This window comes from Pseudomonas nitroreducens, from assembly GCF_024170165.1.
In the GTDB taxonomy this organism is placed as follows: Bacteria; Pseudomonadota; Gammaproteobacteria; order Pseudomonadales; family Pseudomonadaceae; genus Pseudomonas; species Pseudomonas nitroreducens_C.
The window spans coordinates 181503-201640 of the sequence record NZ_JALJXP010000003.1 but is presented as its reverse complement, the minus strand read 5'-3'; the positions used below and the strand labels follow the sequence as shown (position 1 = coordinate 201640).

23 protein-coding genes, 1 tRNA gene and 1 pseudogene are annotated in these 20138 nt (G+C 63.1%); 20 read left to right on the top strand and 5 right to left on the bottom strand.

What is annotated here, in order from left to right; genetic code table 11:
- Nucleotides 1-22: 22 nt before the first annotated feature.
- Both J2T47_RS29320 and J2T47_RS07985 read right to left on the bottom strand, forming a co-directional pair.
- Nucleotides 23-334, bottom strand: a pseudogene (locus J2T47_RS29320) (cold shock domain-containing protein membrane protein); the annotation flags it as partial.
- Nucleotides 335-548: 214 nt separating this feature from the next.
- Entirely contained in the window at nucleotides 549-1019 is a 471-nt protein-coding gene (locus J2T47_RS07985; protein ID WP_253444408.1) for a Dps family protein, read from the bottom strand.
- 243 nt (nucleotides 1020-1262) lie between these two features.
- Here J2T47_RS07985 and J2T47_RS07980 point away from each other — a divergent pair, with 243 nt between their 5' ends.
- The 17 genes from J2T47_RS07980 to nadA all read left to right on the top strand — a co-directional run bounded on the left by J2T47_RS07980 (nucleotide 1263) and on the right by nadA (nucleotide 14872).
- Nucleotides 1263-1532 (top strand): FmdB family zinc ribbon protein, encoded by a 270-nt coding sequence (locus J2T47_RS07980; RefSeq protein WP_253444405.1) that lies wholly within the window; start codon nucleotides 1263-1265, stop codon nucleotides 1530-1532.
- Between the two features lie 43 nt (nucleotides 1533-1575).
- On the top strand, nucleotides 1576-3354 hold the full coding sequence (gene aspS, locus J2T47_RS07975; RefSeq protein WP_253444401.1) for an aspartate--tRNA ligase: 1779 nt from the start codon (nucleotides 1576-1578) through the stop codon (nucleotides 3352-3354).
- Between the two features lie 73 nt (nucleotides 3355-3427).
- On the top strand, nucleotides 3428-4174 hold the full coding sequence (locus tag J2T47_RS07970) for a YebC/PmpR family DNA-binding transcriptional regulator (protein WP_253444398.1): 747 nt from the start codon (nucleotides 3428-3430) through the stop codon (nucleotides 4172-4174).
- 116 nt (nucleotides 4175-4290) lie between these two features.
- Complete coding sequence (ruvC, locus tag J2T47_RS07965) at nucleotides 4291-4815, top strand: crossover junction endodeoxyribonuclease RuvC (protein WP_081520158.1); 525 nt, start codon at nucleotides 4291-4293, stop codon at nucleotides 4813-4815.
- 34 nt (nucleotides 4816-4849) lie between these two features.
- Complete coding sequence (gene ruvA, locus J2T47_RS07960) at nucleotides 4850-5455, top strand: Holliday junction branch migration protein RuvA (protein WP_253444395.1); 606 nt, start codon at nucleotides 4850-4852, stop codon at nucleotides 5453-5455.
- Nucleotides 5456-5465: 10 nt separating this feature from the next.
- Nucleotides 5466-6524: a Holliday junction branch migration DNA helicase RuvB gene (ruvB, locus tag J2T47_RS07955; RefSeq protein WP_253444392.1), complete on the top strand. Its 1059-nt coding sequence runs from the start codon at nucleotides 5466-5468 to the stop codon at nucleotides 6522-6524.
- 52 nt (nucleotides 6525-6576) lie between these two features.
- Complete coding sequence (gene ybgC / locus J2T47_RS07950; RefSeq protein WP_253444389.1) at nucleotides 6577-7023, top strand: tol-pal system-associated acyl-CoA thioesterase; 447 nt, start codon at nucleotides 6577-6579, stop codon at nucleotides 7021-7023.
- 1 nt (nucleotide 7024) lies between these two features.
- Nucleotides 7025-7720, top strand: a complete 696-nt coding sequence (gene tolQ / locus J2T47_RS07945; RefSeq protein WP_024763367.1) for a protein TolQ — start codon at nucleotides 7025-7027, stop codon at nucleotides 7718-7720.
- A 24-nt stretch (nucleotides 7721-7744) separates the two neighbouring features.
- Complete coding sequence (gene tolR, locus J2T47_RS07940) at nucleotides 7745-8209, top strand: protein TolR (RefSeq protein ID WP_081520162.1); 465 nt, start codon at nucleotides 7745-7747, stop codon at nucleotides 8207-8209.
- Entirely contained in the window at nucleotides 8206-9261 is a 1056-nt protein-coding gene (gene tolA, locus J2T47_RS07935) for a cell envelope integrity protein TolA (protein WP_253444386.1), read from the top strand. The genes tolR and tolA overlap by 4 nt, the downstream gene beginning before the upstream one ends.
- Nucleotides 9258-10556 carry a Tol-Pal system beta propeller repeat protein TolB gene (gene tolB, locus J2T47_RS07930; RefSeq protein WP_253444383.1) on the top strand — a complete coding sequence of 433 codons (1299 nt, stop codon included), beginning with the start codon at nucleotides 9258-9260 and terminating at the stop codon, nucleotides 10554-10556. The genes tolA and tolB overlap by 4 nt, the downstream gene beginning before the upstream one ends.
- A 52-nt stretch (nucleotides 10557-10608) precedes the next feature.
- Nucleotides 10609-11115: a peptidoglycan-associated lipoprotein Pal gene (gene pal / locus J2T47_RS07925; RefSeq protein WP_017522099.1), complete on the top strand. Its 507-nt coding sequence runs from the start codon at nucleotides 10609-10611 to the stop codon at nucleotides 11113-11115.
- Between the two features lie 3 nt (nucleotides 11116-11118).
- Nucleotides 11119-11961 (top strand): tol-pal system protein YbgF, encoded by an 843-nt coding sequence (gene ybgF, locus J2T47_RS07920; protein WP_253444380.1) that lies wholly within the window; start codon nucleotides 11119-11121, stop codon nucleotides 11959-11961.
- Nucleotides 11962-12161: 200 nt separating this feature from the next.
- On the top strand, nucleotides 12162-12809 hold the full coding sequence (gene queE, locus J2T47_RS07915) for a 7-carboxy-7-deazaguanine synthase QueE (protein WP_253444377.1): 648 nt from the start codon (nucleotides 12162-12164) through the stop codon (nucleotides 12807-12809).
- A gap of 37 nt (nucleotides 12810-12846) precedes the next feature.
- Nucleotides 12847-13521 carry a 7-cyano-7-deazaguanine synthase QueC gene (gene queC / locus J2T47_RS07910; RefSeq protein WP_253445108.1) on the top strand — a complete coding sequence of 225 codons (675 nt, stop codon included), beginning with the start codon at nucleotides 12847-12849 and terminating at the stop codon, nucleotides 13519-13521.
- Nucleotides 13522-13580: 59 nt separating this feature from the next.
- Nucleotides 13581-13656: transfer RNA gene (locus J2T47_RS07905), tRNA-Lys, on the top strand.
- A 157-nt stretch (nucleotides 13657-13813) separates the two neighbouring features.
- Entirely contained in the window at nucleotides 13814-14872 is a 1059-nt protein-coding gene (gene nadA / locus J2T47_RS07900) for a quinolinate synthase NadA (RefSeq protein WP_253444374.1), read from the top strand.
- 62 nt (nucleotides 14873-14934) lie between these two features.
- On the opposite strand, the gene J2T47_RS07895 is transcribed toward nadA, so the two are convergent.
- Nucleotides 14935-16371: a M48 family metalloprotease gene (locus tag J2T47_RS07895; RefSeq protein ID WP_253444371.1), complete on the bottom strand. Its 1437-nt coding sequence runs from the start codon at nucleotides 16369-16371 to the stop codon at nucleotides 14935-14937.
- A gap of 226 nt (nucleotides 16372-16597) precedes the next feature.
- On the opposite strand from J2T47_RS07895, the gene J2T47_RS07890 reads away from it, so the two are divergent.
- Entirely contained in the window at nucleotides 16598-16849 is a 252-nt protein-coding gene (locus J2T47_RS07890) for a sulfurtransferase TusA family protein (protein ID WP_253444367.1), read from the top strand.
- Between the two features lie 54 nt (nucleotides 16850-16903).
- Complete coding sequence (locus J2T47_RS07885) at nucleotides 16904-17983, top strand: AI-2E family transporter (RefSeq protein ID WP_253444364.1); 1080 nt, start codon at nucleotides 16904-16906, stop codon at nucleotides 17981-17983.
- 50 nt (nucleotides 17984-18033) lie between these two features.
- Here the strand turns inward: J2T47_RS07885 and J2T47_RS07880 are convergent, their stop codons facing one another.
- On the bottom strand, nucleotides 18034-18504 hold the full coding sequence (locus tag J2T47_RS07880) for a peroxiredoxin (RefSeq protein ID WP_253444361.1): 471 nt from the start codon (nucleotides 18502-18504) through the stop codon (nucleotides 18034-18036).
- Nucleotides 18505-18529: 25 nt separating this feature from the next.
- Complete coding sequence (locus J2T47_RS07875; protein WP_253444358.1) at nucleotides 18530-19087, bottom strand: glycine cleavage system protein R; 558 nt, start codon at nucleotides 19085-19087, stop codon at nucleotides 18530-18532.
- A gap of 171 nt (nucleotides 19088-19258) precedes the next feature.
- Between J2T47_RS07875 and dapA the strand changes: the two genes are divergently transcribed.
- A complete protein-coding gene (dapA, locus tag J2T47_RS07870; protein ID WP_253444355.1) occupies nucleotides 19259-20137 on the top strand; it encodes a 4-hydroxy-tetrahydrodipicolinate synthase in 879 nt (292 codons plus the stop codon).
- The last annotated feature ends 1 nt before the right edge of the window (nucleotide 20138 follow it).

The following is a 20138-nucleotide window of genomic DNA, read 5'->3' as shown; positions in this document are numbered from 1 at the left end:
TGAGGCTGGCGATCCATTGCAGGACGACGGCGCCCGCCAGGCTCAGCAGTGGCAGCACGATGGCTGGCTGTTCGCCGATGAAGGGCAGTGGTGCGAGCAGGATCAGCACCTGAAGCACGACAGCCAGCACCACCAGGGCGGTGGCCAGGCCTTGCAGGGCCGAAGGCTGTTTCAGGTGGCTGCCCGGGGCGAGCAGAAGGCTGGTCAGGCCGAGCAGGGCCAGGTAGATGGCATCGCTCTGTTGCAGATAGGGCAGGGCATCACTACGCAGGCTCGGGATAAGGGACAGTACGAGTGCGGCGACGCCCGTCACGAGATGGACGGCTTTGAGCATGGCTACGGATTCACCTTGAGCGGGTAACGAAAAAAGAAGCAGCCGTCCCAGGTGCGACGCCGGAAAGGAAAATGAAAGCGTGCTGGGCGGCCTATGCGCGAAACGCACGGCGGTTATTTAACAGCAAACCACTTGCCTTCTCAAATCAACCGCTTAGGCCATTCGTAGGGGTGGGAAGCCCACCTGGCGGCGGGCTTCCTTATATAAGGACGGATTACTCGGCAAGCAGGCTGCGCAGCATCCAGGCGGTCTTCTCGTGTACCTGCATGCGTTGGGTCAGCAGGTCGGCAGTCGGCTCGTCGGCCACCTTGTCGGCCAGCGGGAAGATACTGCGCGCGGTGCGCACCACGGCTTCCTGGCCCTGCACCAGCTGGCGGATCATCTGCTCGGCGTCCGGCACGCCTTCCTCTTCCTTGATCGACGACAGGCGGGCATACGCGGCGTAGGTTCCTGGGGCGGGAAATCCCAGTGCGCGAATGCGCTCGGCAATGCTGTCCACGGCCAGAGCCAGTTCGGTGTACTGTCCCTCGAACATCAGGTGCAGGGTGTTGAACATCGGTCCGGTGACGTTCCAGTGGAAGTTGTGGGTCTTCAGGTACAGCGTGTAGGTGTCGGCCAGAAGACGGGACAGGCCGTCGGCGATGGCGGCGCGATCCTGTTTGGCGATTCCGATATCGATGTCCATGGCGATCTCCTCATCGTGGCATGTGTGATTCAAAGCGTTGGATTCGAGGCTAACACCGGGGTGGGGACGAAGCTCTTGGTCTATATCAAGGCGATCGATTGAACGAATCTATTAAAAGGCTGTGTGCCCGGCTGGCTTTTCCGTCACCGGAGCCTGGCTGCAACCTGCGGATTTTTCAGGCTATAATCCGCGTCTTTGCCGCGGGACGCGGGCCCGTGGCAGTGTGATCAGTCAAGGTGCCTCATGCCGATTTACGAGTACCAGTGCCAGTCCTGCGCGCATCAGCTGGAATCGCTGCAGAAGATCAGCGATGCGCCGTTGGTCGATTGTCCGGCCTGCAAGGCTCCCGAATTGAAGAAGATGTTGTCGGCCCCGGGTTTCCGCCTGGGCGGCAGCGGTTGGTACGAGACTGACTTCAAGACCGGAGCGAAGAAGAACCTTGCCTCCGGCGATGCCTCAGCGGCCTCTTCGGCCACCGCTAGCGGTGGTGGCGGCTGCTCCGCCAGCGAATGAGCGGTTCCCTAGAATTCAAGACTTTCGAGAAGCGAAACACACCATGATGCGCAGCCACTATTGCGGCCAGTTGAACGAGAGCCTGGACGGCCAGGCAGTCACTCTTTGCGGTTGGGTACACCGTCGCCGCGACCACGGCGGGGTGATCTTCCTCGACGTGCGCGATCGCGAGGGCCTGGCCCAGGTGGTGTTCGATCCGGATCGCGTCGAGACCTTCGCCAAGGCCGACCGCGTGCGCAGCGAGTACGTGGTGAAGATCACCGGCAAGGTCCGCCTGCGCCCTGAAGGCGCGCGCAACTCGAACATGGCCTCCGGCGCCATCGAAGTGCTGGGTCACGAGCTGGAAGTGCTGAACCAGGCCGAAACCCCGCCGTTCCCGCTGGACGAATACTCCGACGTAGGCGAGGAAACCCGCCTGCGCTATCGCTTCATCGACCTGCGTCGCCCGGAGATGGCCGCCAAGCTGAAGCTGCGCGCGCGCATCACCAGCAGCATCCGTCGTTACCTGGACGACAACGGTTTCCTCGACGTGGAAACCCCGATCCTTGGTCGTCCGACTCCGGAAGGTGCGCGTGACTACCTGGTGCCGAGCCGCACCTACCCGGGTCACTTCTTCGCCCTGCCGCAGTCGCCCCAGCTGTTCAAGCAACTGCTGATGGTGGCCGGCTTCGACCGCTACTACCAGATCGCCAAGTGCTTCCGCGACGAAGACCTGCGTGCCGACCGCCAGCCGGAATTCACCCAGATCGACATCGAGACCAGCTTCCTCGAAGAAAGCGACATCATCGAGATCACCGAGAAGATGGTGCGCCAGCTGTTCAAGGAAGTGCTGAACGTCGAGTTCGACGAATTCCCGCACATGCCGTTCGAAGAGGCCATGCGCCGCTACGGTTCGGACAAGCCTGACCTGCGTATCCCGCTGGAACTGGTCGACGTGGCCGATCAGCTCAAGGACGTCGAGTTCAAGGTGTTCTCCGGCCCGGCCAACGATCCGAAGGGCCGCGTAGCCGCCCTGCGTGTTCCGGGCGGTGCGAGCATGCCGCGCAAGCAGATCGACGACTACACCAAGTTCGTCGGCATCTACGGCGCCAAGGGCCTGGCCTACATCAAGGTCAACGAACGCGCCAAGGGCGTCGAAGGCCTGCAGTCGCCGATCGTGAAGAACATTGCCGAGCCGAACCTGAACGATATCCTCGATCGCGTTGGCGCAGTCGATGGCGACATCGTGTTCTTCGGTGCCGACAAGGCCAAGATCGTCTGCGACGCCCTGGGCGCGCTGCGCATCAAGGTCGGCCATGACCTCAACCTGCTCACCAAGGAGTGGGCGCCGATGTGGGTCGTGGACTTCCCGATGTTCGAAGAGAACGACGACGGCAGCCTGACCTCTCTGCACCACCCGTTCACCGCACCCAAGTGCACCCCGGAAGAGCTGGAGGCCAACCCGGCCGGCAAGCTGTCCCGTGCCTACGACATGGTGCTCAACGGCACCGAACTGGGCGGCGGCTCCATCCGTATCCACGACAAGTCCATGCAGCAGGCGGTATTCCGCGTGCTCGGCATCGATGATGCGGAGCAGGAAGAGAAGTTCGGCTTCCTCCTCGACGCCCTCAAGTACGGCGCACCGCCGCACGGTGGCCTGGCCTTCGGTCTGGACCGTCTGGTGATGCTGATGACCGGCGCAGCCTCTATCCGCGAAGTCATCGCCTTCCCGAAAACCCAGAGCGCCGGCGACGTCATGACCCAGGCTCCGGGTACCGTGGATGCCAAGGCCCTGCGCGAGCTGAACATCCGCCTGCGCGAGCAGCAGAAGGCCGCCGATTAAGTCGATCCAGATTGCCGCGGCGCCCGCAAGCCGGGCGCCGCGTGCGAAGCAAACAAGCGATACGGAGTGAGTTATGGCTGGTCATTCCAAATGGGCCAACATCAAGCACCGCAAGGAACGTCAGGACGCCAAGAAGGGCAAGATCTTCACCAAGCTCATTCGTGAGCTGACCGTCGCTGCCAAGCAGGGCGGGGGGATCCCGGCGGACAATCCGCGTCTGCGCCTGGCCGTGGACAAGGCGCTGACCGCCAACATGACCCGCGACACCATCGACCGCGCCATCCAGCGCGGTGTGGGCTCCAGCGAAGCGGACAACATGGCCGAGCTGACCTACGAAGGCTACGCGCCCAGTGGTGTAGCGATCATCGTCGAAGCGATGACCGACAACCGCAACCGCACCGCGGCCGAAGTGCGCCATGCCTTCAGCAAATGCGGCGGCAACCTGGGTACCGATGGTTCGGTGGCCTACCTGTTCGAGCGCAAGGGCCAGATCAGCTATGCGCCGGGCGTGAACGAAGAAGCCCTGATGGATGCCGCGCTGGAAGCCGGCGCCGACGACGTGGTGGTCAACGATGACGGTTCCATCGACGTCTTCACCACCTTCGCCGACTTCATCTCGGTCAACGAAGCGCTGACCGAAGCCGGCTTCAAGGGCGAGGACGCCGAGATCACCATGATCCCGTCGACCACCGCGTCCCTGGAACTGGACACTGCGCAGAAGGTCCTCAAGCTGATCGATATGCTCGAAGACCTGGACGACGTGCAGAACGTCTACTCCAATGCGGAGATCCCGGACGAGGTGATGGCCCAGCTGGGCTGATCCCACCACCGGCGCTGGTCTGAAGCCGGAAGCGGGAGTGGTCGTCAGCGGCGCCTCCCGCTTCCGGTTTTTGTTATCTGAAGTACAGGTTACGGACAAGGTTTGATCGGACGGACATGACCCTGATTCTCGGCATCGACCCAGGTTCACGGATTACCGGCTTCGGCGTGGTGCGCGACACCGGCCGTGGCTGCGAATACGTGGCGTCGGGCTGCATCCGTACCGGCAACGGCGAGCTGTTCGAGCGCCTGCAGATCGTCTTTCGTGGCGTGCGCGAGGTCATCCAGACCTACCAGCCGACCATGATGGGCATCGAGCAGGTGTTCATGGCGCGCAACGCCGACTCGGCGCTGAAGCTGGGGCAGGCACGGGGCGCGGCCATAGTCGCGGCGGCGGAAGAAGGCTTGCAGATCGCCGAGTACACCGCGAGCCAGGTCAAGCAGGCCATTGCCGGCACCGGTGGCGCGGACAAGCAGCAGGTGCAGATGATGGTCATGCACCTGCTCAAGCTGGTGCAGAAGCCGCAGATCGACGCCTCCGACGCCCTGGCCATTGCCCTGTGCCACGCCCACACCCGTCAGAGCCTGGTGCCGCATGGCCTGGTAGGCGCCCGTCGGCGTGGCGGTCGCCTGCGCCTGTGATATCCGGAAAAACATTGAGCAAGGACAAACACCCGTGATTGGACGCCTGCGTGGCACCCTGGCGGAAAAGCAACCGCCGCACCTGATCGTCGACGTGAATGGCGTGGGCTATGAGCTCGAAGTGCCGATGACCACCCTGTATCGCCTGCCGAGCCTGGGCGAGCCGGTGACCCTGCACACCCACCTGGTGGTGCGCGAGGATGCCCACCTGCTCTATGGCTTTGCCGAGAAGCGCGAGCGCGAGCTGTTCCGCGAGCTGATCCGCCTCAATGGCGTCGGCCCGAAGCTGGCATTGGCGCTGATGTCGGGCCTGGAAGTCGATGAGCTGGTGCGTTGCGTGCAGGCACAGGATACTTCCACCCTGGTGAAGATCCCGGGCGTGGGCAAGAAGACCGCCGAGCGCCTGCTGGTGGAGCTGAAAGATCGCTTCAAGGCGTGGGAGAATATTCCGTCCATCGCACCGCTGGTGGTGGAACCCAAGCGGGTTGGCGCAGTCTCAAGCGCCGAGTCCGATGCGGTCAGCGCGCTGATCGCCCTGGGCTTCAAACCCCAGGAGGCGAGCCGCGCCGTGGCCGCCGTGCAGGAAGAAGGTTTGTCCAGCGAAGAACTCATCCGCCGTGCCCTCAAGGGCATGGTCTAGGTAGCCATCGATGATCGAAGCCGATCGCCTGATCTCCTCTGTAACCGGTCGTGACCGCGAAGAGCAGCTCGACCGCGCCATCCGCCCGCTGAAGCTGGCCGACTACGTCGGGCAGCCGGTGGTGCGTGAGCAGATGGAGCTGTTCATCCAGGCGGCCCGTGGGCGCAAGGAGGCCCTCGATCACACGCTGATCTTCGGCCCGCCCGGCCTGGGCAAGACCACCCTGGCGAACATCATCGCCCAGGAAATGGGGGTTTCGATCAAGAGCACCTCCGGCCCCGTGCTGGAGCGCCCCGGCGATCTGGCGGCGCTGCTGACCAACCTCGAGCCCAACGATGTGCTGTTCGTGGACGAAATCCATCGCCTCTCGCCCATCGTCGAGGAAGTGCTTTACCCGGCCATGGAAGACTTCCAGCTGGACATCATGATCGGCGAGGGCCCGGCTGCGCGCTCGATCAAACTCGACCTGCCACCGTTCACGCTGGTGGGCGCGACGACTCGCGCCGGCATGCTGACCAACCCGCTGCGTGACCGCTTCGGCATCGTGCAGCGTTTGGAGTTCTACGGTGTGGACGACCTGTCCAGCATCGTCGCTCGCTCGGCGGGCATCCTTGGCCTTGAGATCGAGCCGGCGGGCGCCTACGAGATTGCCCGGCGCGCCCGCGGCACGCCGCGGATCGCCAACCGCCTGCTGCGGCGGGTGCGGGATTTCGCCGAGGTGCGGGGCACCGGGCACATCAGCAGCGACATCGCCGACAAGGCGCTGAACCTGCTGGATGTGGATGAAAGAGGCTTCGATCATCAGGATCGCCGCCTGCTGCTGACCATGATCGACAAGTTCGACGGTGGCCCGGTGGGCATCGACAACCTGGCCGCGGCCATCAGCGAAGAAAGACACACGATTGAAGACGTGCTGGAGCCCTACCTGATCCAGCAAGGCTATATCATGCGCACACCTCGGGGGCGTGTAGTGACCCGGCATGCGTACCTGCATTTCGGCCTGAACGTGCCAAAGCGGATGGGGGAGGGGACGACATCGGATCTGTTCGTCCCTGAAGATGGTAATTAATTGCATTTGTAGACGATTGCCGATTGGCAAAGTCTTTACTTGGTTCTAGAGTATGCGCGCGCAACACGGGGGTCAGCCGTTCCAGCAGCGGTATCGGGTCTATTACGAGGACACCGATGCCGGCGGCATCGTCTACTACGTCAACTACCTCAAGTTCATGGAGCGGGCTCGTACCGAGCGGCTGCGTGATCTGGGCTTCGCCCAGTCACAGCTGGCGGGGGAGAACCTGCTTTTCGTCGTTCATTCGGCGCAGGCACGCTATCACGCGCCGGCCCGCCTGGATGACGAGCTGCTTGTCAGCGTCGAGGTGGAGGAGTTGAACCGTGCGAGCCTGAAGTTTCGTCAACAGGTTCGACGGGCGTCGGATTCGACCTTGCTCTGCGAGGGGCGATTCCTGGTGGCGTGCGTGCGGGCGGACAACCTGAAACCCCGCGCTATCCCAGATGTGTTGCGTGCGGCATTTGCCGGCAGTCCGGACACCCTTTCAGCAGGAGATTAACGTGGAACCGAACGTCGTCGACCATACTTCCATGTGGAGCTTGATCAGTAACGCCAGCGTCGTGGTACAGCTGGTGATGCTGACCCTGGTGGCCGCATCGGTCACTTCCTGGATCATGATTTTCCAGCGCAGCAACATGATGCGCTCGGCGAAGAAGGCCCTGGATACTTTCGAGGAGCGCTTCTGGTCGGGCATCGACCTGTCCAAGCTCTATCGTCAGGCGGGCAGCAACCCCGATCCGGATTCGGGGGTCGAGCAGATCTTCCGTGCCGGCTTCAAGGAATTCTCCCGTCTGCGCCAGCAGGCCGGCGTTGACCCGGATGCGGTGATGGAAGGCGTTTCCCGCGCCATGCGCGTCGCCATTTCCCGTGAGGAAGAGAAGCTGGAAACCAGCCTGCCGTTCCTCGCCACCGTTGGTTCCACCAGCCCGTACATCGGTCTGTTCGGCACCGTGTGGGGCATCATGAACTCCTTCCGTGGCCTGGCCACCGTGCAGCAGGCCACCCTCGCCACCGTGGCGCCGGGTATCGCCGAAGCACTGATCGCCACCGCCATCGGCCTGTTCGCGGCCATTCCCGCGGTCATTGCCTACAACCGTTTCGCCGCCCGCTCGGAAATGCTCATCGGTCGCTACTACACCTTCGCCGACGAGTTCCAGGCGATCCTGCACCGCAAAGTGCACACCAGCGACGATTGATCGACGACCAAGAGGTAAGCCGTCATGGCAAGAGTTCGTCACAAGCGCAAGCCGGTCGCGGAAATGAACGTGGTGCCCTACATCGACGTGATGTTGGTGCTGCTGGTCATTTTCATGGTGACCGCGCCCATGCTCAACCAGGGCGTCAAGGTCGACCTGCCCAAGGTTTCCAGCGAAGCGCTGCCGCAGGATAACGATTCCCGCGTGCTCACCATCTCCATCAAGGCCGACAAGACCTACTACTGGAACATGGGCTCCGAAGTGGACCCGGATCAGGGCAAGGCCAGCCAGACTGCCGTTGACCTCGATCAGCTGGTGACTGCGGCTACCGCGATCATGGCGCAGAACAGCAGTCAGGGTAAGAAAGTCCAGGTCTTCGTCCGTGGGGACAAGGCAGTCGACTATGGCTCTGTCATGGCCGTCATGGGCGGTCTGCAGAAAGCCGGAGTCGGCAACGTCGGTCTGATTACCGAGGCACCAGGTAGTTGATGCACCAGCTCGAGCGCTCTCAATCGGAAGGCTACTTCTGGCCCACGGTCCTGGCCGTGGCCCTGCATGTCCTGATCTTCGCCATGCTGTTTGTCAGCTGGGCCAGTACGCCTGAACTGCCGCCTTCGCGGCCGATCGTCCAGGCTACCCTGTACCAGCTGAAGTCCAAGAGCCAGGCGACCCAGCAGACCAACCAGAAGATAGCCGGCGAGGCCAAGAAAACCGCGGCCAAGCAATACGAGCAGGAGCAGCTCGAGCAGAAGAAGGCTGAGCAGCAGGCATTGGCTGCTGCGAAAGCCGAGGAACAAAAGAAGGCCGATGCAGCTCAAAAGGCTGCAGATGCCGCTGAGAAAGCCGCTGAAGCCAAGAAGGCAGACGACGCCAAGAAAGCGGCCGATGCCGCCGTAGCTGCCAAGAAGGCGGCTGAGGCCAAGGCTGCCGAGCAGAAACAGCAGGCGGATATAGCCAAGAAGAAAGCCGAGGAAGAGGCCAAGAAAGAGGCCGCTGAAGAGGCGAAGAAGAAAGCTGCCGAGGAGGCCAAGAAAAAGGCCGCCGAGGACGCGAAGAAAAAAGCCGCCGCGGATGATGCCAAGAAGAAGGCTGCCGCGGTCGAGGCTGCGAAGAAGAAGGCTGCTGCTGCAGCCGCTGCCGCAGCCCGCAAGGCCACGGAAGACAAGAAGGCCCAGGCGCTGGCCGACCTGCTGTCCAACGACACGCAACGGCAACAGGCGCTGGCCGACGAGCAAGGTGACGAGGTGGCGGGCAACTTCGACGATCTGATCGTCAGCCTGGTGAGCCAGCAGTGGAGTCGTCCTCCTTCAGCTCGTAACGGAATGAGCGTAGAAGTACTGATTCAGATGCTGCCGAGCGGAGCCATCACCGGCGTAAGCGTAACCCGCTCCAGTGGTGACAAACCGTTCGACGATTCGGCGGTGGCAGCGGTCAAAAACGTGGGCCGTGTTCCCGAACTGCAAAAACTGGATCGTGCCACTTTCGATAGCCTGTATCGTCAGCGCCGAATGGTCTTCAAACCGGAGGATTTAGATCTGTGAGTACCCTGATTCGCTTCGCGCTCTTCGCCCTGGCCCTGGTGGCCGGCGCAGCGCAGGCCGCCGACCCGCTGGTGATCTCCAGCGGTCGTGACTCGGCCGTCCCGATCGCCGTGGTTCCGTTCGGCTGGCAGGGCGGTAATGTCCTGCCCGAAGACATGTCGAACATCATCGGCAACGACCTGCGCAACTCCGGTTACTTCGAGCCGATCCCGCGCCAGAACATGATCAGCCAGCCGGCCCAGGCCAGCGAAGTGATCTACCGCGACTGGCAGGCCCTTGGCGCGCAGTACGTGCTGGTCGGCAGCATCGTGCCCAATGGCGGCCGTCTGCAGATCCAGTACGCCCTGCTCAACGTGGCGACCCAGGAGCAGGTCCTGACCGGCAGCGTGGGCGGCACCACCGACCAGCTGCGCGACATGTCGCACTACATCGCCGACCAGTCGTTCCAGAAGCTGACCGGCATCAAGGGCGCGTTCTCCACTCGACTGCTCTACGTGACCGCGGAGCGTTTCTCAGTGGACAACACCCGCTATACCCTGCAGCGCTCCGACTATGACGGTGCGCGCCCGGTGACCCTGCTGCAATCGCGCGAGCCGATCCTCTCGCCGCGCTTCTCGCCCGATGGCCGCCGTATTGCCTACGTGTCCTTCGAGCAGAAGCGTCCGCGCATCTTCATGCAGTACGTCGACACCGGTCGTCGCGAGCAGATCTCCAACTTCGAAGGCCTCAACGGCGCCCCGGCCTTCTCGCCGGACGGCAACCGCCTGGCCTTCGTGCTGTCGCGCGATGGCAACCCGGAAATCTACGTGATGGACCTGGGCAGCCGTCAGCTGCGTCGCCTGACCAACAACTCGGCGATCGACACCGAACCCTTCTGGGGCGCGGACGGCTCGACCCTGTACTTCACCTCGGACCGTGGCGGCAAGCCGCAGATCTACAAGATGAACGTGAACTCGGGCGCTACCGACCGCGTGACCTTCATCGGCAACTACAACGCCAACCCGAAACTGTCGGCGGACGAGAAGACCCTGGTCATGGTTCACCGCCAGGACGGTTTCACCAACTTCCAGATCGCGGCGCAGGACCTTCAGCGCGGCAATCTCCGGGTACTTTCCAACACCAACCTGGATGATTCGCCCACTGTTGCGCCAAATGGCACGATGCTAATATACGCCACCCGCCAGCAGGACCGGGGCGTGTTGATGCTCGTGAGCATCAACGGACGTGTTCGGTTACCGCTACCCACCGCTCAAGGCGACGTGCGCGAGCCTTCCTGGTCCCCTTACCTGAACTGACGGTTGCCAACTGTTCCAAATTTATACACTGGGGTTCATTAGGAGTTACATGATGGAAATGCTGAAATTCGGCAAATTTGCCGTTATCGCCCTCGCCATGGCTGTTGCCGTCGGCTGTTCGTCCAAGAAAGGCGATGCTACTGGCGAAGGCGCCAATGGCGGCGTTGATCCGAACGCTGGCTACGGCGCCAACAGCGGTGCCGTTGACGGCTCCCTGAGCGACGAAGCCGCTCTGCGCGCTATCACCACCTTCTACTTCGAGTACGACAGCTCCGATCTGAAGCCGGAAGCCATGCGTGCCCTGGACGTACACGCCAAGGACCTGAAAGGTTCCGGCCAGCGCGTAGTCCTGGAAGGTCACACTGACGAGCGCGGCACCCGCGAGTACAACATGGCTCTGGGTGAGCGTCGTGCCAAGGCCGTTCAACGCTACCTGGTACTGCAGGGCGTTTCCCCGGCTCAGCTGGAACTGGTTTCCTACGGCAAAGAGCGTCCGGTTGCCACTGGCCACGACGAGCAGTCCTGGGCCCAGAACCGTCGCGTTGAGCTGAAGAAGTAAGAGATGCCGATGCGCCTGCGTTTTCTGACCTTGATCGTATGCGGACTGCCCCTCATGGCGGCGGCCGCGGTTCCGGTACAGGACGGTAATGGTGGCTATGCCAGCACACCGCCCTCGGGTTATGGCACCGCAGGCGCTGATGGCGCCTACGCCGGAGGCGGGATGACAACTCCCGTCTCCGGTCAGGCTCAGCTGTTCATGCAGCTGCAGCAGATGCAGGACGAGATGTCCCGTCTGCGCGGCATGCTCGAAGAGCAGCAGAACCAGATCCAGCAGATGAAGCAGGAAAACCAGGAACGCTTCCAGGACATCGACAGCCGCCTTTCCAGCGGTGCAGGTGCAGGAGCGGCCGGTGCTGCTGCTCAACAGGATTCCTCCGCTGCCGGCGCCAGTGCCGGAGCTGCCGCGGGAGCAGGCGTAGCCGCCGCCCAGCAACAGCAGCCCGCCGCCAGCAGCGAGCCGGGTGACCCGGCAAAAGAAAAGCTGTACTACGACGCCTCCTTCGACCTGATCAAGGCCAAGGACTTCGACAAGGCCAGTCAGGCTTTCGGCGCCTTCCTGCGCAAGTACCCGAACAGCCAGTACGCTGGCAACGCGCAGTACTGGCTGGGTGAAGTGAACCTCGCCAAGGGCGACCTGCAGGGCGCCGGCCAGGCCTTCGCCCGCGTCAGCCAGGCGTACCCGAGCAGCGCCAAGGTGCCGGATTCGCTGTACAAGCTCGCCGACGTCGAGCGTCGCCTGGGCAATAACGACAAGGCCCGTGGCATCCTGCAGCAGGTTGTGGCCCAGTATCCGGGCACTTCCGCCGCACAGCTGTCCCAGCGTGATCTGAAGAATCTGAAGTAAGCTTCCGATCCCATCTTGTGAAAACCCGCGCTAGTCGCGGGTTTTTTCGTTAAAATTCCCGCCCCTCGAAAGCTGCCAGTGGTTTCAGCTCGGCTGATGTCTGCTTCGCTCCGAGGTATTCCGGGCGCGCTTCGAGCGCGTCCACGACTCCAACGCAACGGAGGCGGATGGCCTGTGTAGCCGTCACGCCCGTGGCTGATATGCAACAGACCCTGCGAATCACCGAGATATTCTTCTCGCTGCAGGGGGAAACGCGCACTGCCGGCTTGCCGACCGTGTTCGTACGCCTGACCGGCTGTCCCCTGCGCTGCAATTACTGCGATACCGCCTATGCCTTCAGTGGCGGCGAAATCCAGACCCTCGACGCTATTCTCGACCAGGTGGCCCAGTACCGCCCGCGCTACGTCTGCGTGACCGGCGGCGAGCCCTTGGCCCAGCCCAACTGCATCCCGCTGCTCGAACGTCTGTGCGACGCCGGCTATGAGGTTTCGCTGGAAACCAGTGGTGCGCTGGATATCTCCGCCACCGACCGCCGCGTCAGTCGCGTCCTCGACCTGAAGACTCCGGGTTCCGGAGAAGTGGCGCGCAACCGCTACGAGAATATCGGCGAGCTGACGTCCAACGACCAGGTGAAGTTCGTCATCTGCTCCCGCGAGGACTATGACTGGGCAGTCTCCAAGCTGATCGAGTACGGCCTGGAGCGACGTGCTGGCGAGGTCCTGTTCTCGCCCAGTCACCGCGAAGTGAGTGCACGCGCCCTGGCCGACTGGATCGTCAGCGACAACCTGCCGGTGCGCCTGCAACTGCAACTGCACAAGATTCTCTGGAACGATGAGCCGGGCCACTGAGCGCGGAGGAGACCCTTCTATGTCCATCACACCATCCATGAACGACAAGAAAGCCGTAATCCTGCTCTCCGGAGGCCTGGATTCCGCGACCGTGGTCGCCATGGCCAAGGCCGAAGGCTACGCCTGCTACACCATGAGCTTCGACTACGGCCAGCGTCACCGTGCCGAGTTGCAGGCTGCCGAGCGCGTGGCGCGCCAGCAGGGTGTGATCGAGCACAAGGTGATCGGCCTCAACCTGAACGGCATCGGCGGCTCGGCCCTGACCGACAGCAGCATCGATGTTCCCGAGACGCCCAGCGAAGGTATCCCGGTGACCTACGTGCCGGCGCGCAACACCGTGTTCCTCTCGCTGGCCCTGGGCTGGGCGGAGGTGCTGGGCGCTCGGGATATCTTCATTGGTGTGAATGCCGTGGATTACTCCGGCTATCCGGATTGTCGCCCGGAGTTCGTCGAGGCCTTCGAGCGCATGGCGAACCTCGCGACCAAGGCTGGCGTCGAGGGCGACGGCTTCCGCATTCAGGCGCCGCTGCAATTCCTTTCCAAGGCGCAGATCATCGAGGCCGGCATCGCCCAAGGCGTGGACTACAGCCTCACCGTTTCCTGCTATCAGGCCGACGATGACGGGCGTGCGTGCGGTAAATGCGACAGCTGCCGACTGCGTTCCGAGGGCTTTTTCGCCGCTGGAATTTCCGACCCGACGCGATATTTCTGAAAAAAGTTATCGGGGGGTGTTGTTTTTGCGTTAGAAATCAGTATTATACGCCCCACGTTGGGTCGTTAGCTCAGTCGGTAGAGCAGTTGGCTTTTAACCAATTGGTCGTAGGTTCGAATCCCACACGACCCACCAACATGTAAGACAAAAGCCCCGTGATCGAAAGGTCACGGGGCTTTTGCCATGTGCCGGAAAAAGTCCGCCGTACGGCTGCCGACGCCGCGTCGTCTGAAGGACTGGGGTGGTAATATCGCCGGCATAATCAGACCGTGCCTGTTGAGGTTTCCACACGATGTCCCAGATTTCCGAACGCCTGCTGGTCCAGGCCCATCTGGCGGCGAAGCAGCCGCGGGTGCTGAGCGCGCAGGAAGAGGCCGACTACCGCGCGGCCATCGCCGCCGAGCTGAAGGCGCAGAACGCCGTGCTCGTCGCACACTACTACTGCGACCCGGTAATCCAGGCGCTGGCCGAGGAGACTGGTGGCTGTGTTTCCGATTCGCTGGAAATGGCCCGCTTCGGCAACCAGCATTCGGCGCAGACCGTGGTGGTCGCCGGGGTTCGCTTCATGGGCGAGACCGCAAAGATCCTCAACCCGGAAAAGCGTGTGCTGATGCCGACCCTGGAGGCGACCTGCTCGTTGGACCTGGGTTGCCCGGTGGAAGAGTTCTCCGCTTTCTGCGATAAGCATCCCGAGCGTACCGTGGTGGTCTACGCGAACACTTCGGCTGCGGTGAAAGCTCGCGCCGACTGGGTGGTGACCTCCAGCTGCGCCGTGGAGATCGTCGAGCACCTGATGGACAACGGCGAGCCGATCCTCTGGGCGCCGGACCAGCACCTGGGCCGTTATATCCAGCGCGAGACCGGCGCCGACATGCTGCTCTGGGATGGTGCCTGCATCGTCCACGAGGAGTTCAAGGCCAAGCAGCTGGAAGACCTCAAGGCGATCTACCCGGATGCCGCGATCCTGGTGCACCCGGAGTCGCCGGAAGCGGTGGTGGACCTGGCCGATGCCGTAGGCTCCACCAGCCAGCTGATCAAGGCCGCGCAGACGATGCCGAACAAGCGTTTCATCGTCGCCACCGACCGCGGCATCTTCTACAAGATGCAGCAGCTGTGCCCGGACAAGGAGTTCATCGAGGCGCCCACCGCCGGCAACGGCGCGGCTTGCCGCAGCTGTGCGCACTGCCCGTGGATGGCCATGAATACCCTGGAGCGCACCCTGGCCTGCCTGAAGGAGGGCTCGGGCGAAATCTTCGTCGACCCGGCGCTGATTCCGAAGGCGATCAAGCCGCTCAAGCGCATGCTCGACTTCACCCAGGCGGCGAAGCTCAAGCTGGCGGGCAATGCCTGATCAGCATGCGTGAATGAAAAAGCCCGGCAGATGCCGGGCTTTTTTGTGGGTGGGAGAGGGGCTCAGCGGCCCATCATTTCCTTGAGGATGCGCTCCTGGTCACGGAACTCCTGCTGGCGGGCATCCAGGCGTGCGGCCAGGGTGAAGTTGCCACCGGCGCGACGCTTGGCGAAGTCCAGCTGCTCGATCGCCTGCTTGTAGTCGCCGGTGAGCGCGTAGTACTCGGCGCGGGCCTGGTACACGCCAATGGCGTTGCCGCTCAGGGTGCAGGCGTCGGCCAGGCGGTTCCACACGTCCGGGTCCAGCGGGCGGCGCTGGGAGAGCTTGAACAGGGTCTTTTCGGCATCGGCCGCGCGATTGGTCTTCATCATCAGGTCGGCGTTGGCCTGGATCAGCGGGTAGCTGTCCGGGTACTGACCGAGCATCTTCTGCACGCGCGCCTGGGCATCGGGCAGCTTGTTGGCGGTGATGTCCACGTCGGCCATCGCCAGGTTGTAGCTGATGTCGTTGGGCGCCTTGGCCAGCAGTTGCTGGAGGTTGCTGCGGGCTTCGTTGAGCTGGCCGATCTTGGTCTGCGACAGCGCAAGGCCGTAGCGCGCGGCGTCGTTCTTCGGGTCTTCGTCGAGCTGTGCGCGGAACTGCTTGCTGGCCATCCCCGGGGTGTCCTCGAACATCTGCTGGACGCGGGCGCGCATCAGTTCGTAGCGCAGCGAGTCTTCCTTGCCGCCCTTGGGGTACTGCTCGGCGCGGTTGCGGGTGTCGGCGATGCGCGATTCGGTGACCGGGTGAGTCAGCAGGAATTCCGGCGGCTTGCCCTCGTAGCGGTACTGGCGCGCCAGGCGCTCGAACATGTTGGGCATGGAGCGCGGGTCATAGCCGGCGCGGACCATGGTGGCGACGCCGACGCGGTCGGCTTCCTGCTCGTTCTGCCGGGAGAAGCGCAGCTGGTTCTGGATCGCGGCGGCCTGGGTGCCGGCGATGGCGGCAATCCCTGCGTCACCGGCGCCAGCGGCGGCGGCGATGATGCCGGCCAGCATGGCGGCCATCACCGGTACCTGCATGCGCTGTTGTGCTTCGATGCCGCGGGCAAAGTGACGCTGGCTCAAGTGGCCGAGTTCGTGTGCCAGTACTGCGATGTACTCGCCTTCGGTCTGGGCATAGATGAACAGACCGCCGTTGACGCCGACCACGCCGCCAGGTGCCGCGAAGGCGTTGATCTGCTTGTCGCGGATCAGGATGAACGCCAGGCGGTGGTCCTGTAGTTCGCTGGACTCGGCCAGGCGGTAGACGCTGGACTCGACATAGTCCTTGAGTTGCGGATCGTTGAGCGTGTCGACCTGATTGCGCAGCATGCTCAGCCAGGCGCGGCCGAGCTGGAATTCCTGCTCCGGGGAGACGATGGACGAGCTGGCGTCTCCCAGGGAAGGCAGGTCGTCCGCCAGGACCGGCATGGCGAAGGCGATGGCGAGCGACAGCAGGGCAGGGCGGAGTACTTTCATGTACACGAGGCTCGTTCCGAGAAAGGCTCTACTTTAGCCGCACGCTGACGCCTATGCCTAGTTTGCAGGGCGGAAGTGCGGCGCAATTCGAAACGGGTATTTCCGCTTCCCGGTCCTTTTAGCCCCCGAGGCTGACGGCTTGATTAATGAACGGCGTCTTTGCCGGGCCTGGTTACTTTTCCAACGCTTTCGGTATTCTTGGGCGCCCTGACCGGAGTTCGTTTCGATGTCCGATTTCACGCCGTCCGTCCCCGTCTGTGACGCGGAGCTGGACGCCAGCGGTCTCAATTGTCCGTTGCCGCTGCTCAAGGCCAAGCTCGAGCTGAACCGTCTGCCCAGTGGTGCGGTGCTCAAGGTGATCGCCACCGATGCTGGCTCCCAGCGTGACTTCCGGGTTTTCGCCGATCTTGCCGGGCACTCGCTGCTGCATGAAGAGGTCGAAGCTGGCGTCTATCGCTACTGGCTGCGCAAGAAGTAGCCCCTGATCGCGGGTCACCGCGACGTTACCCCTTTCGTTTTGCAGGTTTCACTGATGCTCAAGGTTTTGCAGGACTGGATGCAGCGCTATTTCTCCGACGAGGAGGCGATAGTGCTGGCGGTCATTCTCGGGTTGGGCCTCACCGTCATCCTTGCCTTCGGCGGGATGCTCGCGCCAGTGCTGGCGGCGATGGTCATTGCCTTCCTGATCCAGGGCATGGTCGGTGTGCTGGAGCGCCTGCGCGTGCCTCATCTGTTCGCGGTGTGGCTGGTGTATTCGCTCTTCCTGGGCCTGCTGGCAGTGTTCCTGCTGGTTCTGGTGCCGCTGCTGTGGAAGCAGCTGTTCACCCTGTTCAACGAGCTGCCGGGCATGCTCGGCGAGTGGCAGGCGACGCTGCTGATGCTGCCCGAGCGCTACCCGGACATGGTTACCGAGGAGCAGGTGCTGCACACCGTCGAAGCGGCGCGCAACGAGTTGGGCCAGCTCGGCCAGTGGGCGCTGACCTTCTCTCTGTCGGGGCTGCCGGTGGTGGTCAACATCATGATCTACCTGGTGCTGGTGCCGATTCTGGTGTTCTTCTTCCTCAAGGATCGTCGCCGCTTCTACCACTGGTTCCGCCGCTACCTGCCGCGCGAGCGCGGGCTGATGAAGCAGGTGTGGAACGAGATGAACCAGCAGATTGCCAATTACATCCGCGGCAAGGTCATCGAGATCTTCATCACTGGCGTGGCGACCTACATCGCCTTCGCGGTGCTGGGGCTGAACTATGCGGCGTTGCTGGCCCTGCTGGTCGGCCTGTCGGTGGTCGTGCCTTACATCGGCGCCGTGGTGGTCACCGTGCCGGTGGCGATGATCGCGCTGTTCCAGTGGGGCTGGAGCGACCAGTTCATCTACTTGATGGCTGCCCACGCGATCATCCAGGCGTTGGACGGCAACGTGCTGGTGCCGCTGCTGTTCTCCGAGGCGGTGAACCTGCACCCGGTGGCGATCATCTGTGCGGTGCTGCTGTTTGGCGGGTTGTGGGGCTTCTGGGGTGTATTCTTCGCCATCCCGCTGGCGACCCTGGTCAAGGCCGTGCTGGATGCCTGGCCGCGCCAGCCAGCGGCGGAGCCGCAGGTCAGTCCGATGATGTAAAAGAAAAAGGCCGCTGATCAGCGGCCTTTTTCATTGGGCGGCGGTGCGGCTCAGCCGTTCAGTTCCTGAGCAGCGGCGAGCACGGCGTCGACATGTCCGGGCACTTTCACGCCGCGCCATTCCTGGCGCAGCACGCCCTTGGCGTCGATCAGGAAGGTGCTGCGGTCGACCCCCATGTATTCCTTGCCGTAGAGCTTCTTCAGCTTAATCACGTCGAACAGCTGGCAGACGGCTTCGTCCTTGTCGCTGATCAGCTCGAAGGGGAAGCACTGCTTGGCCTTGAAGTTCTCGTGGGACTTGATGCCATCGCGGGAGACGCCGAACACCAGGGTGTTGGCCTTGGCGAAGTCCTCGATCCGGTCACGGAAGCCCTGGCCTTCGGTGGTGCAGCCCGGGGTGCTGTCCTTGGGATAGAAGTACAGGACGACCTGCTTGCCCTTGAGCTCGGACAGGCGGAATTCGACGCCGCTGGTGGCCGGGGCCTGGAAATCGGCGACGGGCTTGTTCAGTTCGACTGCCATGGGGATTTTCTCCTTGAGCGCATCCTTACGGATGCTGCGGACGCCAGGGTTCGATCAGTGCGTCGAGGTTCAGCGCATCGGCGAAGTCGAGGAACTGATCGCGCAGCCAGCTGATCTGGGTGCCGGCCGGCAGCGTCACGGTGAGGGTGGCGTTGAGCATGCTGGTGTTGGTGTGCGGCGCCTGGTAGGTGTCGCAGGTGAGGTTCTCCAGCTCGATGTTGTGATCGATGAAGAACTGGCACAGCTCATTGAGGATGTCCGGACGATAGACGGCGCTCACATAAGCCACGTAGGGCAGGGCCTGGGCGCGGGTGACGTGGACATTGCTGCGGGTGACGCTGAGGGTGAAGCCGTGGCGCTTGGCCAGGGGCGGCAGGCCGCCCTCCAGGCGGGCCAGGGCATCCCAGCTGCCGGAGATCTGCAGGATCAGCGCGCTGAACTCGCCGTGACGGGTCAGGCGGCTGCTGACCACCGAGCAGCGGTTGTCGACGCAGGTGCGGCACAGCACGCTGGTCAACTCCATCGGGTTGGGGCCCAGAGCACTGATCAGAAGGAATTGTTCACGAGGGTGAGAGGTGGACATGCAGCTTTCCTGGGAGTGGCGGCCAAGCGGGCCGCATCGACAAAGGGGAAAGGGTAGCGAAAAGCGCCGATGAGGGGAATGTCTGGCCGCTCGCGGGTCGCTGCGTCACCTTGTGCGTGGCCGGTGGCGACAGTACCATTACGGCTTTCTTTTTCCGGCAGGAGCGGTTGCATGATTGCGGGCAGTATGGTGGCGCTGGTCACCCCCTTCGATGCTCAGGGTCGACTGGATTGGGACAGCCTCGCCAAGCTGGTGGACTTCCACCTGCAGGAAGGCACCAATGCCATCGTAGCGGTCGGCACCACAGGTGAATCGGCCACTCTGGACGTGAATGAACACCTGGACGTCATCCGTCGCGTCGTCGACCAGGTCAACGGCCGTATCCCGGTCATCGCCGGCACCGGCGCCAACTCCACCCGTGAGGCCGTCGTGCTGACCGAGGCTGCCAAGTTAGGCGGCGCCGACGCCTGCCTGCTGGTGACCCCGTACTACAACAAGCCGACCCAGGAAGGCCTGTACCAGCACTTCCGCCACATCGCCGAAGCCGTGGCCATCCCGCAGATCCTCTACAACGTGCCGGGCCGCACCGCCTGCGACATGCTGCCGGAGACCGTCGAGCGCCTGTCCAAGGTGCCGAACATCGTCGGTATCAAGGAAGCCACCGGCGACCTGCAGCGCGGCAAGGAAGTACTGGACCGCGTCGGCAAGGATTTCCTCGTCTACTCCGGTGACGACGCCACCGCCGTCGAGCTGATGCTGATGGGCGGCAAGGGCAACATCTCGGTGACCGCCAATGTCGCCCCGCGCGCCATGAGCGACCTCTGCGCTGCCGCCATGCGTGGCGATGCCGCTGCTGCCCGCGCCATCAACGATCGCCTGATGCCGCTGCACAAGTCGCTGTTCATCGAATCCAACCCCATCCCGGTCAAGTTCGCCCTGCACGAAATGGGGCTGATTCCAGAGGGCATCCGCCTGCCTCTGACCTGGCTCAGCCCGCGCTGCCACGAACCGCTGCGTCAGGCCATGCGCCAGACCGGCGTCCTGGCTTAAG

What these genes read in the sequence shown, in the direction of transcription:
- queC (WP_253445108.1), top strand. Translation starts at nt 12,847, where the DNA reads ATGAACGACAAGAAAGCCGTAATCCTGCTCTCCGGAGGCCTGGATTCC.
- pal (WP_017522099.1), top strand. Translation starts at nt 10,609, where the DNA reads ATGGAAATGCTGAAATTCGGCAAATTTGCCGTTATCGCCCTCGCCATG.
- J2T47_RS07970 (WP_253444398.1), top strand. Translation starts at nt 3,428, where the DNA reads ATGGCTGGTCATTCCAAATGGGCCAACATCAAGCACCGCAAGGAACGT.
- dapA (WP_253444355.1), top strand. Translation starts at nt 19,259, where the DNA reads ATGATTGCGGGCAGTATGGTGGCGCTGGTCACCCCCTTCGATGCTCAG.
- J2T47_RS07880 (WP_253444361.1), bottom strand. Translation starts at nt 18,504, where the DNA reads ATGGCAGTCGAACTGAACAAGCCCGTCGCCGATTTCCAGGCCCCGGCC.
- ruvB (WP_253444392.1), top strand. Translation starts at nt 5,466, where the DNA reads ATGATCGAAGCCGATCGCCTGATCTCCTCTGTAACCGGTCGTGACCGC.
- ybgC (WP_253444389.1), top strand. Translation starts at nt 6,577, where the DNA reads ATGCGCGCGCAACACGGGGGTCAGCCGTTCCAGCAGCGGTATCGGGTC.
- J2T47_RS07895 (WP_253444371.1), bottom strand. Translation starts at nt 16,371, where the DNA reads ATGAAAGTACTCCGCCCTGCCCTGCTGTCGCTCGCCATCGCCTTCGCC.
- nadA (WP_253444374.1), top strand. Translation starts at nt 13,814, where the DNA reads ATGTCCCAGATTTCCGAACGCCTGCTGGTCCAGGCCCATCTGGCGGCG.
- J2T47_RS07875 (WP_253444358.1), bottom strand. Translation starts at nt 19,087, where the DNA reads ATGTCCACCTCTCACCCTCGTGAACAATTCCTTCTGATCAGTGCTCTG.
- J2T47_RS07985 (WP_253444408.1), bottom strand. Translation starts at nt 1,019, where the DNA reads ATGGACATCGATATCGGAATCGCCAAACAGGATCGCGCCGCCATCGCC.
- J2T47_RS07885 (WP_253444364.1), top strand. Translation starts at nt 16,904, where the DNA reads ATGCTCAAGGTTTTGCAGGACTGGATGCAGCGCTATTTCTCCGACGAG.
- J2T47_RS07980 (WP_253444405.1), top strand. Translation starts at nt 1,263, where the DNA reads ATGCCGATTTACGAGTACCAGTGCCAGTCCTGCGCGCATCAGCTGGAA.
- ybgF (WP_253444380.1), top strand. Translation starts at nt 11,119, where the DNA reads ATGCCGATGCGCCTGCGTTTTCTGACCTTGATCGTATGCGGACTGCCC.
- ruvC (WP_081520158.1), top strand. Translation starts at nt 4,291, where the DNA reads ATGACCCTGATTCTCGGCATCGACCCAGGTTCACGGATTACCGGCTTC.
- aspS (WP_253444401.1), top strand. Translation starts at nt 1,576, where the DNA reads ATGATGCGCAGCCACTATTGCGGCCAGTTGAACGAGAGCCTGGACGGC.
- J2T47_RS07890 (WP_253444367.1), top strand. Translation starts at nt 16,598, where the DNA reads ATGTCCGATTTCACGCCGTCCGTCCCCGTCTGTGACGCGGAGCTGGAC.
- queE (WP_253444377.1), top strand. Translation starts at nt 12,162, where the DNA reads ATGCAACAGACCCTGCGAATCACCGAGATATTCTTCTCGCTGCAGGGG.
- tolR (WP_081520162.1), top strand. Translation starts at nt 7,745, where the DNA reads ATGGCAAGAGTTCGTCACAAGCGCAAGCCGGTCGCGGAAATGAACGTG.